7 protein-coding genes and 2 pseudogenes are annotated in these 11978 nt (G+C 33.9%); 5 read left to right on the forward strand and 4 right to left on the reverse strand.

Annotated elements, in window-relative coordinates; genetic code table 11:
- The first annotated feature begins 147 nt into the window (after window positions 1–147).
- The 3 genes from BIV59_RS21720 (at window position 148) to BIV59_RS23870 (ending at window position 5041) form a co-directional block, all read left to right on the forward strand.
- Complete coding sequence (locus BIV59_RS21720; protein WP_071353547.1) at window positions 148–2736, forward strand: class III lanthionine synthetase LanKC N-terminal domain-containing protein; 2589 nt, start codon at window positions 148–150, stop codon at window positions 2734–2736.
- Between the two features lie 16 nt (window positions 2737–2752).
- Complete coding sequence (locus BIV59_RS21725) at window positions 2753–3988, forward strand: MDR family MFS transporter (protein ID WP_071353548.1); 1236 nt, start codon at window positions 2753–2755, stop codon at window positions 3986–3988.
- 894 nt (window positions 3989–4882) lie between these two features.
- Window positions 4883–5041: a hypothetical protein gene (locus BIV59_RS23870; RefSeq protein WP_170846223.1), complete on the forward strand. Its 159-nt coding sequence runs from the start codon at window positions 4883–4885 to the stop codon at window positions 5039–5041.
- Window positions 5042–5753: 712 nt separating this feature from the next.
- On the opposite strand, the pseudogene istB reads toward BIV59_RS23870, so the two are convergent.
- Both istB and istA read right to left on the reverse strand, forming a co-directional pair.
- Window positions 5754–6504: pseudogene (gene istB / locus BIV59_RS21730) on the reverse strand (IS21-like element helper ATPase IstB).
- Window positions 6497–8038 (reverse strand): IS21 family transposase, encoded by a 1542-nt coding sequence (gene istA, locus BIV59_RS21735; RefSeq protein WP_139194439.1) that lies wholly within the window; start codon window positions 8036–8038, stop codon window positions 6497–6499. Before istA ends, istB begins: the two are co-directional and overlap by 8 nt.
- 253 nt (window positions 8039–8291) lie before the next feature.
- On the opposite strand from istA, the gene BIV59_RS21740 reads away from it, so the two are divergent.
- Window positions 8292–9242, forward strand: coding sequence for a site-specific integrase (locus BIV59_RS21740; RefSeq protein WP_071353550.1), 951 nt, complete (start codon window positions 8292–8294; stop codon window positions 9240–9242).
- Between the two features lie 746 nt (window positions 9243–9988).
- Here BIV59_RS21740 and BIV59_RS21745 read toward each other — a convergent pair.
- Window positions 9989–10213 carry a hypothetical protein gene (locus BIV59_RS21745; RefSeq protein WP_071353551.1) on the reverse strand — a complete coding sequence of 75 codons (225 nt, stop codon included), beginning with the start codon at window positions 10211–10213 and terminating at the stop codon, window positions 9989–9991.
- A gap of 104 nt (window positions 10214–10317) precedes the next feature.
- Complete coding sequence (locus tag BIV59_RS21750) at window positions 10318–10617, reverse strand: bactofilin family protein (protein WP_071353552.1); 300 nt, start codon at window positions 10615–10617, stop codon at window positions 10318–10320.
- Between the two features lie 843 nt (window positions 10618–11460).
- On the opposite strand from BIV59_RS21750, the pseudogene BIV59_RS21755 reads away from it, so the two are divergent.
- Window positions 11461–11978, forward strand: a pseudogene (locus BIV59_RS21755) (site-specific integrase); the annotation flags it as partial.

An 11978-nucleotide genomic window follows, 5' to 3' on the forward strand; every position in this document is an offset into this window, starting at 1 on the left:
GAAACTGGTCTTGCAGCGAAAATTTATCCTGGTACTACTCTTTAATGATGGTAGAACCGCCCATTAATTTGGTTAACAAAAGACTTTCTATTTAGAAATCAAATAGAAAGTCTTTTAGTTTCTCTAACATTCAAGGGGGAGATATAAATGACAATTGACTACAACATAACCCATATTGAATGGGATATTGACTCATATATAGACAAAGGGAACTATAAACGTATTGTAGCTGACAGTTCCATTAAAATGAGGAAGTCAGGTTTTTTTTATAAAATTGATTTCGAAAAACACTTACCAGAATTCGGTTGGAAAATACATATATCCGCAGTTCCAAGCAATGCTTTAGAAATTCTAAAGACGGTTTCAAGTTATTGTATTGAAAGAAAAATTCCTTTTAAATTTTTAAGAGATGATGAAATTTTAAAAAAAACACTATCTAAACCTTGGGATAGGAGTTCTTCAGGAAAATTTATAACTATATATCCAAATAGTGAAACTACGTTTACTACTATTGTTTTGGATTTATATACTATACTCAAAAATTACATAGGACCTTATATCTTATCTGATAAAAGGTATAAAGACTGTAAAGTACTATACTATCGATACGGGAAAATTAAAGATGGAAAAAACAAAAATAATCAATTAAGTGATGTTATTATCGGACCAAATGGTGAAGAATACAATGATACTCCTTTACCACATTACAATCAACCAACTTGGGTGATTGATCCTTTCGAAGATTTGATTGAGGAAAATGATGAAAATATTACGGGTCTTAAAAATGGAAGGTATATGATTAAACAAGTTATTCACATGTCAAATACTGGCGGTGTTTATTTAGCTTTTGATAATATACTTCATCAAGATGTTGTACTAAAAGAGGCAAGGCCTTTCTTAAACGAACTAAATAAGGACATTGACAGTTTAAAATTGAGAAAATATGAAGCGCTTATTTTACAGGAGTTAAAAGGAATTAGTGGCGTCCCTTGTTTATTGGACAGTTTTTATGAATGGGAACACTATTTTATTTCAGTAAACTATATAGAAGGACAAACAATACAAGAGTTTATTTTGTCTCCCCAAATTCTTGGGGCTTGTATAAGTGATAAGGAGAAAATAAAAAAACGTTTTATTGATATTTTTATTGATATTATGAGAAAGGTCAAGGATATTCATTCAGTAGGTGTTTCAATTGGGGACTTATCGCCGTTTAATATCCTAATTGACAAATATGATAAAGTTCATTTTCTAGACTTTGAATTAGCTGCAACTCCAAAAATCAAAAATTTAAGCTCTACATATATGTTAACTCGTGGATTTAGATTAAAAAAGATCAGTAAAGATTTATCTAATCGATTCGCTGGAGATATAGAAGCCGTTGGATTAATTTTGCTAAGTTTCTTCCATTCAACAGGTAGTTTTTTTACCTTATCTCCCGGTTCAATAAGTAATTTCATTAGTGAATTAGTATTTGATGGAATTCTTGAAAGAGACCTTGCTCTTTTTATTGATAATTTAATTTTCAACTCTAATTCAATAGTTTTAGAACACGAATTAAATAAATTAATAAATATTAGGAACACGAAAAGGATTTATCATAATCAAAAAAATAATAATAACCTAAGCGAATCTACTTTACTATCCATTATGGAAGAACTACACCTCACTATAAAAAATAATATTATAAATACAGACAATAAATTATTTAACTATATACCTTCTGGCACAAGCAAAGGACTTTATACAGGAGATTTAGGTGTGTTAATCACGCTAAATAAGCTTGAAAAAGTATTTAAGGATACTAAGACTAACGAATTAGTAGAAAATTATTTAATAAATAACTTAGATGATTGCCAAGATCCCAATCTTTACTCTGGAACCGCGGGATTATCTTATGGACTCTACAAATTATCAAAACCTCAAAAGTCGTTTGAAATGATCGATAAGACTTTATTAAATATGGAAAAAATTTCTGTTGACTATAGTGTTGCATTTGGGGTCAGTGGTGTCGGTTTAGTTTTACTACACTTATTTAACGAGACAAGAAAACCTCATTTAATAGAACAAGCGAAAAAAATCGGAGATAAAATCGCTAACGATTTTGTTAGGCATGACTTTAATGCGTTCTTTAATCGAGATGGGAAACTAGAATTAGGATTCTTTAATGGTTTATCTGGAATATCATACTTTTTAACACTACTTTATAAACATACCGAAAATCGGAGATATCTAGATATTTCTTATTTCATTATAAAAAAAATACTTAGTTATGCTTTTATAGATAAGAATAATGTACTTGTTCCAACCAATAGTACTAAAGAAATGTATACTTCTTCATTATTTGGAACAGGGGGTCTTTCCAAAGCGCTATTTGAGATTAACCTATATTTAAAAAATGATGAACTGAGTAAACTTTTGGATAAACTGATAAATTCAATAGCGTATAAGTATATTAATAATCCCAGTCTTATTAATGGATTATCAGGAAATGGTTTATTACTCTTAGAATTCTATACACGAACAGGTAATGAAAAATATCTCTATTTATCAGAACAATTGCTAAAAAGTGTATTATTATTTAAGTATAAAAATAATAATTTAACATATTTTCCTGAATCAAGTTTGATAAGGACAAATTTAAATTATAGCGAAGGTGTAGCTGGTATCTTAGATTTTATTATCGAATTTTATCTGTTAAAGTACACCAAATCTGCATTATTAAGTATTCAATAGAAATGGAGTTTTACTTGTGAAATTTAAATATTTTTCCAGAAATATTAAACTTAGGCTTGTTAGTTCTTTTCTTAATAGAATTGCTACTTTTGCCACCATTCCTTTTATGGCAATTTATTTTACTAGTGAAATAGGAAAGGCATTAACCGGTACTCTGATTACTATAAGTATTATCCTTTATTTTTTTTCCAATCTAGTTGGAGGTTACTTAGCTGATCGTTTTCCAAGAAAAAAAATTCTGATCATTGGTCAGCTCCTGCATATATCGTTTCAAGCTGGTATGGCTATATGCATACATCCTAGTATAAAGGCAACGGCATTGTTAGTTCCCCTTTTTCTTTTAAATGGTATAGCTAATAATCTTTATAAACCTGCATTCTCAGCTATAATTATTGATTCTACAAATACAAAAAATCGTAAGGATGTTTATACTTATGATTATTGGTTAATTAATTTATCTTTAGCACTAGGTACTACTATTGGTGGCTTGTTGTTTAAAAAATATTTCTTTGAACTTTTTATCATATCAACACTTGTTCTTTTGTTTATCGCTATCATGTTAAACAAATATTTGATATATACCGATCCTACTCAAGAAAGGATTAAGAAAAATATATTTTTAGATTTAATTAATAATTATACTATTGCTTTAAAAGATTCTAATTGGATTAAATTTGTTGTCTCTGGCGCAACTATTTTTGCAGCCGAATTTTCTTTAGGAAATTATGTTGGAGTAAGGCTTTCACAAGAGTTTCACACTCTAAATTTGGGAAAATTTGAGTTAGATGGTGTAAGAATGTTAAGTACAATTCAAATTGAAAATACAATTATTATTTTATTATTGACATTTTTAATTACTAATTTCAGCAAAAAATTTAATGAAAAGCGTGTATTTGTCACTGGATTATTGATGTATGTGATAGGATATGGACTAGTCGCATCTTTTAACCATATATTACCGTTATTAATAGCTAGTCTAATAGCATCAATAGGTGAATTGCTTTACGCTCCTATTCGTCAAGCTAAGCAAGCTGAACTAATTCCAAATAATAAGCGTGGATCATATTTAGCATTTGGTGCATTATCAAATCATGGCGGTTCAATTATTGCCAGTTTGGGATTAATTCTCGGAGCTTATGTACAATCCCCATGGATTTCTTTTTATATCATAAGTTTGGGTATTTTAGGAACATTATTAGTGTGGAGTGCTTGTTATTCAAATAAGGAAAAACAATTAAAAGAAGTTTCATAAATAAAGTGTAATTATGCAGGGCTCTTAATTGGGCCCTTTCTTCTACAATATACCAACAGCCTTCTTCAAATACTTAGTAGTCATGAAACCGTCAGGTAGTTCGAAAGGATGCTTTTGTACCTTTTTTCTGAATATATGTTAATATCTTTAATATTTACCCCTAAAGGAGTCTTCAATTTTTTTGTTGAACTGAATCTGGCTGACACTATGTTTTGAGACGACTGTTCGCATATTGTCATAAGGAAGTTGCTGAAGAATACCATGAAAATAGCCAAACGCATCCATATGACATTTCATCAAAGTCACCTGTATCAAATCTGTTGTACACTCATTTACGGGGAAAACTCAGGATCATAATAAAAGGTTCAAGGGACGCTTCAGGTCTTCATCTTCAACATTATCTGCCCAATCTACTACTTTAGGAACTCCCGATAGGACTGGACGAACACTTGAAAAATGGCGCTTTTTTTCATACCGCTCGAATTTCTTCAATTAAGACTGCACAATTCGTTGTTCCTTCTTTAATTCGTTCCAGTAAAGAAGGTTTATGTGTATCTAGCTTACTTACACTTTTTGTTCATTTATTTGATTTAGGAGCATTCTCTACCTCTAAATACTTCCGAAAAGTTTTTCAATTCCCTTATCTTAAAAAAATCCTTCAAAAATAACATCATTCATAAACTTCCGATCTTTTTTCTATTGAATTAGATGATCCGTGAACACTGAGGAAAATTAAACAGTTATTATTGAGAATTTTAACACCACTATTCACAGAAGGTTCCCTTTATATTTTTGTTATTGATTCTGAGATTTGCTCTACAGCGAAATTAACCTTTGCATTTCGGACAATATCGGAACCTAGAGAAAAAAACACCACATTTAGGGGTTGTCAGTATGCTTGTACCTGAAAATGAACAGTTTCCGGAAATCGAACAAGAGAAACTCGAAAAGATCAAATTCTACATGCAGAACTCCAGAACTCCAAGAGCAAGAATACGCCAAAAAGCTATACAGCACACTGGCAGCATTTCACCAGCTGGCCATAGGAAATAAACGCTCCCCTCTTCCGGCTGATGTCGGCACAATATGCCTTTACATATCGGATCCCTCGGAAACACATAAATTCTCCACACTTGAAAGGTGCCTATTGAATAGTATCCGGAAGAAGCACCATCTCCAAATCCTTATGAACTTGATTACAGAAATACCCGGTGTTTTCATAATTATTTTATGTTAACTTGAAGGGGTTTCTCACAATAAATTTTTGGCCTACAAAACAAAGGCTTCGAGGCCTTTGTTTTTTTATTACTATATCTTAACAGGTGTGGTCAACTTTTTTAGTGCTTCTATAATAATGCGTGTGTTTTTAGCAAATAATTGATCTTGTTGCTCAATGTATTTTTTCCCAGCCTCAGCTTTACCGGTATTTCTACCATGATTTCATCACATTTTCATGCAGGAGAAATAGAGGTCTATAGAACACTTATTATCATATTCTAGATTAGATTAACTTAGATTGTTATCGAAAACCAAATTTAGAAAAAAGTACAATGCAGAGATTCGCCCTACAAGGAAATTAGTTTTGATTTTACCGTATATCCCCCATTTAATTCAATAAAGAAGGCATTTAGATCAGGGTTTATTACACAAAGGCAAGAGAGCATTAAATCTAAACAATTGTGTAAGCAGTATGTCAGGGTAGACCCAGGTGTAACCGTCAAGTGAAAATGAACAGTTTTTGCTCGATTGAAATGAACACTTTTGCTTAAAATACATGCTGCCTATTTTTCATGCGATAACTATCTCCATTCATGTGAACAACCTCCACTCGGTGTAACAGACGGTCCAATATCGCTGTAGTTATACCTTGGTCTCCCATTAACTCAGTCCATTGCTCAGGACTTTTATTTGAGGTTAATATAATCGAACTTCGTTCATACAAGTGATTAATTAACTGAAAAAACAAGTTTGCCTCCCGTTGATCCATCGCCATGTACATCAAGTCATCAATAATAACTAAATCAGATGCCTGTAATCGTTTTAGCTGCACTTGTGATTTATGCGATATTTCTTGAGTTTTCAGTAGTTGAATTAATTCGCCCATCGTCACAAAATACACTTGAAATCCTCTTTGAATAGCCTCTATGGCTAACCCTACGGCTAGAAAAGTTTTCCCTACACCTGGAGGTCCTAATAAAATTAAATTATACTGCTTGCTGTTCTAACCAGCTAAACTCTTGAAGTTGTGTTAATTGGCGTTCTGTTAGGGCTGTTTGTTCTTCTATATTGAATTCATGAAGTGTTTTAACATAAGGGAAACGTGCCCACTTCATACGTCGTTCAATACTTTTAATCTCACGTTTATTTAGTTCAAATGTTGTAATTGCTTCTAAAAATTCTAAATAAGTCCACGATGCTTTTTCTGCTTCGCAAAGGAGCTGTGGAAGCTCCTCTGCGGTTTCAGCTAATCGAAGTTGGCGGAAGTGTTCTTGTAATTCTTTAACGGTTTTATTCATTCGATACACCCTCCAAAATACTGGTGTATGTACTTATAGAACGTGTTGTTACTTTAATTTCCTTTTTAGATGTTTGCACACTTTTACTAGTATTAACTGCCGGTATAGATTCGGTATTTGACTTCTTTATATAATTAACCACATCACGAAAATCATTGGCACTATATAGTTTTTCTACGATACATTTTTGAAGTGCTTCATTAATCCATTCTGGCTCGTTCTCTATGACAGATTGAAGAATAGCTAATTGATCGCGTCGATAACGTGTATAAATTAGGCAAATTTCATTTATATATGCTGCAGAGTCTTCCTTACTTTCAAAGCTAGAAATGACGCTATGTTTTAACTCTTCAATTCCTTTAGAACGATCACGTGTATGATTTCGATTTTTAATAAGTCTACCTTTTTCAGCACTAATTTTATGTTCAGCTAGTATCTCACCAACTGGTTGAGTTAGAATAATTAACGTATCTTGTTTTATCTTGAGGTACACTTGATTATCTTGCTGTGACCCATAAGTTCCAACTGGAACTGAATAACGATTGGACTTAAAGTGAATCGTATTGTCCTTATTAACATTCCTTGATATAATTGCTGTATGGTTACTTTCTAATGGAAGTAAGGGGGAGACTGGTTGTAAGTGTTGCTTTTCGACGAGAAACACTTCAACGGGTCTCTTTTTCGTTGTATTGTGTACATTCTTATTTCCTGTCCGGGCTAACCACTGTAACGCACTCACATTCCAACTCTCAATATCTTTAAAAACTCGACTATCTGCGAAATTACCCTTTATGTATTTCACTGTGTTTTCAATCATCCCTTTTGACTCAGGGTCAGCTTTACGACATAAGTGTACGCGAAATTTACGGTCTTTTACATATGCTTGAAACTCAGATGTTAAAATTAAGTCACCTGCATTTTCACTAACAGTAAGTAAATGGTCTTGATCATAAACAATTTCCTCTGTACGTCCACCAAAAAACAGAAATGCATTTTCATGACAACGGATTGCATCCTTTGTTGTAAAAGGTCGGTCTTGCCACTCCATGTATTTATAACGAGAATGTGCTAAGACAAAAGCGATGAAATACAATTTCACTTCTTTTTTCGTTATCGTTTTCTGCTTTGTTTCACCCCAGTCCACTTGCAACTGCTTACCCATCGGTTGTTCGGGGACAGCCTCATATTGTCTAACAATGGTTTTTTTCTCAATCTGATATATATCGCGAATTTCTTTTACATAAGAGCGTACTGTACTTTCACCAATTTCTAAATTAGGATGACGCTCTAACAACCAATCTTGAATTTGAGCTGCACTTAAATGTGGAAACTCCTCTAACCAGGCTACAATCCAATCCCGATAGGGATCTAATTTCTTTGGTTTTCGAAGTGGATTCCCTAAAAACTCTTGTGCTTCTTCAAAGGACATCCCCAAATATTTATATACAGTTCCTCGATTAACTTTTAAATGGCTAGCAATTTGAGCAATCTTCATTTTACGTTTATATAATTGATGTATCTCAACATATAACACTAGTCTTTCCTCCAAGTCATTAACCTCCAGTAAACGAATAAATCTAGTTTACTAGAAAGCTATTTATGTTGTCGAAAGTAATCACGCAATTCGAGCGAAAACTGTCTACTTTATTCTAGCGGTTACACCAGGATGATTCATTGGGGATATTTTTGTTAGTTTACCCCCTTAACTGTGTACTTTTTCTCTAAGTAGCGATAATATATGATTATCGTTACTTAGAGAAAAAAACCAGTACTAAGGAGGTAAATTGATGCTCGTACCTGAAAATGAAAAGTTCCTGGAAATCGAGAATGATAAATTGGAGAAGATTAAATCCTACATACAGAATTCCAAAAGCAAAAATACCCAGAAAAGCTACTCGGCAGATTGGAAGCATTTCACGGAATGGTGCAAATCAAATAAACGCTCTCCCCTTCCCTCTGATGTCGGCACCATTTGCCTTTATATCACGGAACTTGCCGAGACACATAAATACTCGACGCTGCGCCGACGCCTTTCTTCAATCAGTGAGGCACATAGATTCAAAAGATACCCCACCCCCACTAGGGCTTTTGAGGTACAGGCTTTGATGGACGGTATCAAACGAGAAAACGGTTCGCGTCAGCAATCGAAAAAGGCCCTGATGATCCAGATCCTCCCTGAATTGATCAACAGGATTGACACATCTACTATACAAGGCATTAGGGATAAAGCTATTTTGTTGTTGGGATTTGCGTTAGCCAGCAGGAGATCGGAACTCGTGTCCATCAATATTGAAGATTTGGAAATCAATGACTTTGGGATGGATGTGCGGATTCGGGAGACGAAGACCAAAAATGATGACCTGGTCAAAGGCGTGGTGTTCACTTACAATGAATATTGTCCGGTGGCCGCGACTAGTAATTGGATAGAAAAAGCTGGTATCCTATCAGGACCATTATTTCGGTCCATTGACCGGCATGGTAACATTAAAGATCGGTTAAGTGATCAGAGTATTGCTTTGATTGTGAAAAAATATATCGGAGAGTTAGGGATGGACGAACGGGATTTTGCAGCTCACAGCCTAAGAAGCGGTTTATCTACAAGTGCAGCTATGTTAGGTATGACGGATATTGCGATTATGAAACAGACCGGACACAAGACTAGGGAAATGGTCGACCGCTATGTTCAGGCAGGTTTGAGATACAAGAATAATGCTAGCAGCATTCTTAAAAATCTCTAATATAATAATCCCTATATAATAGAAGAAACACGACTTATATTATGGGTGGAGTCATGTCAGTGACCTCTACCCTGTCAATATTGTCGTGCTAAATATGAGAGCAGCCTAATAAAAACAGATGCATTTAGGCCTGATTTCTCAGGTTTTATAGCGTCTTTTAATTAACTTAGTTAATTTACGCAAACCAAATAAAATAAGTATGTTAGCAAATGTGTTAGCAAGTAGTCTAATGAAAGTTTTTTGTTAATATTGTCGATCATAGGACGTCAGTTACATCCTTAGTGGCCTTTTAGGTAAAACTTTTTTGCATACTTCAGGGTTTACGTCCTAATTACCTGTTAAAACCTTTACCGTAAGCAACTTTAGCTGGTTTTGTAATAGTTATATTAGTTACAAGTTGCATATTAATAGCTGTTTCCAAATCGGAATTTACGTACAATTCTTTATGATTAGTTAGAAAATAAAATAAGGATTCAATTGAATCACCTTGCTATTCTAATATAGTTGATTTTTCATTAACAAAAGAAAATCTCACTTTGTGTTTTTCCATATTCAAACACCACCTAAGCCTACAATTTCGACAAAAATAGATAATTTCCTTCTTTTGTTAAGAGATATTGCAGGCAAAAGGACCGAACCTAAAGGTTTTCACCATCACTGGGAGTTGTTAGTCTTTGTATATGCCAATTAGCACTAGCAGGTTGATAATTTGTTTCAATAAAAAAAACATCCTCAAAAGGATGTAATTATAAATTCAATATTCTTCCTGCGAGGAATACTCCTTCTGTTATCATTGCTTTTTGAACTTCACACTTTTTAAGTCTTATAAACAATTCTACTTCTAACCATTTTGCAGTTTTAATAATTTCTAGCTGCTCATGGCTATTTGCTGCACTAATTACGAAGGCAAAGTTTCCTTTATCATCACCAACAGCTTCTTTCATTCGTTCAAATAAATCTCCCGGTCTCATTTATCCCATCCCCTTTTTATAAGGAGATTCGACAAAAGGATATTCTTTCCTGCGAATTATATAAAAAAGGCAGCCCTGAAAAGTCTCAGTACGCCTATTAGAGTTTACATATCCCTGACGATTGCATTTGATTCAACAATAGTTCTGCCATTTTCTCTAAATAATCGGCCATTAATGGTACCATATACCGCTAAGTCTCCGCCGTTGTTAATAACATCACCATTAACTGTTCCATGAAGGATTACTGTATTTCCCTTATTAACAATCATTTCCCCATTTATTGTTCCACTAATTTCAAGAACAGTAAATCCGATCACTTCAACATTCCCAATGACCATTCCATGCAAAATAGTATCATTGGTTATAGTTAAATTTCCTTCAATTTTATTTAAGATTGCATCCATTCACTCATCTCCTTGAGTTTTTTATACAACAAAGGAAGAAAATTTCCTTATTTATCTATAAAAAATTACACCGCGTAAGTGCCGGTTAGCAGATTTATCTGATGATTGTTTTTTTAAAGACCAGCAGTGCCATTCACATGTTTATTAATAAAGTTTATTAATTGAGCAACATCAGAAACTATACTCAAGGCAATGAGAATGATAAAACTACCAATTACCCATAGTTACTAATAAAAATTTTAACAATTATGTTCCTCTCAGCTTTCACTTCCCAAAACATTCCATTTATTATTTTAATACATTATTTATTTTTTGTGTAGGACTTACTTGTTTATATAGATAGATTTATAAAAATAATAAGCCTTTCCACTCACTGTTACATCTTTTATTCTTCTTTCAGTACAAGTAGTGAACTGTACTACTGTACTAAACTTCCATTTAACAAATTGCGATCTTAACTCATAGCTCATATACGAAGTATCTTGTTCGATAAAATACTGAAATTCATGATGATACATGTCACTCCAATTGTCATCTGCTTACGAGACTGAACTGTCAGAGTAATAATCATACATTAGTTGAACATCGGTATTTGCCAGATTTGCTTCAATATCTGACCATAAATCTTCTTGGAGCATATTGAACATCTCCATAGTTCTTAATATTTCTGCCCAGTTTTCCAAGAGGTAATTTCTAAAATTCTAGTAACTTATTTTCATTCCATGATGAAGATCAAAACCATTTCCAATTCCTATCTCTAACTGTGCACTTATGCTCTAGTTTCCGATAATAGATAGTTATCGGAGCTTAGAACGAAAAACACTGCAGTTAGGAGTTGACAGTATGCTTGTACCTGAAAATGAACAGTTTCCTGAAATCGAACAAGAGAAACTCGAAAAGATCAAATTCTACATGCAGAACTCCAAGAGCAAGAACACGCAAAAAAGCTATACAGCAGACTGGCAGCATTTCACCAACTGGTGCAAAGGAAATAAACGCTCCCCTCTTCCGGCTGATGTCGGCACAATATTCCTTTACATCTCGGAGCTTGCGGAAACACATAAATTCTCCACACTTAGAAGGCGCCTTTCGTCCATCAGTGAGGCCCATCGTTTCAAACGACACGTCAGCCCGACGAAGTCACTCGAGGTACAGGCGATGATGGAAGGGATCAAACGGGAAATCGGTTCCCGGCAGCAATCAAAAAAGGCCTTGATGCTTCCCCTCCTCCCCGGACTCATCAGCAAGATAGATACCTCCAGTTTGATCGGTATCCGTGTTAAAGCAATCTTATTATTGGGATTTGCCCTGGCCAGCCGACGGTCGGAACTTGTGACCATTAATATAGAAGATCTGGAAAT

The organism is Bacillus sp. MUM 13 (assembly GCF_001866725.1).
In the GTDB taxonomy this organism is placed as follows: domain Bacteria; phylum Bacillota; class Bacilli; order Bacillales; family DSM-1321; genus Peribacillus.

Coding starts and splice junctions, on each gene's coding strand:
- BIV59_RS21720 (WP_071353547.1), top strand. CDS start 148: ATGACAATTGACTACAACATAACCCATATTGAATGGGATATTGACTCA.
- BIV59_RS23870 (WP_170846223.1), top strand. CDS start 4,883: ATGCTTGTACCTGAAAATGAACAGTTTCCGGAAATCGAACAAGAGAAA.
- BIV59_RS21740 (WP_071353550.1), top strand. CDS start 8,292: ATGCTCGTACCTGAAAATGAAAAGTTCCTGGAAATCGAGAATGATAAA.
- BIV59_RS21745 (WP_071353551.1), bottom strand. CDS start 10,213: ATGAGACCGGGAGATTTATTTGAACGAATGAAAGAAGCTGTTGGTGAT.
- BIV59_RS21750 (WP_071353552.1), bottom strand. CDS start 10,617: ATGGATGCAATCTTAAATAAAATTGAAGGAAATTTAACTATAACCAAT.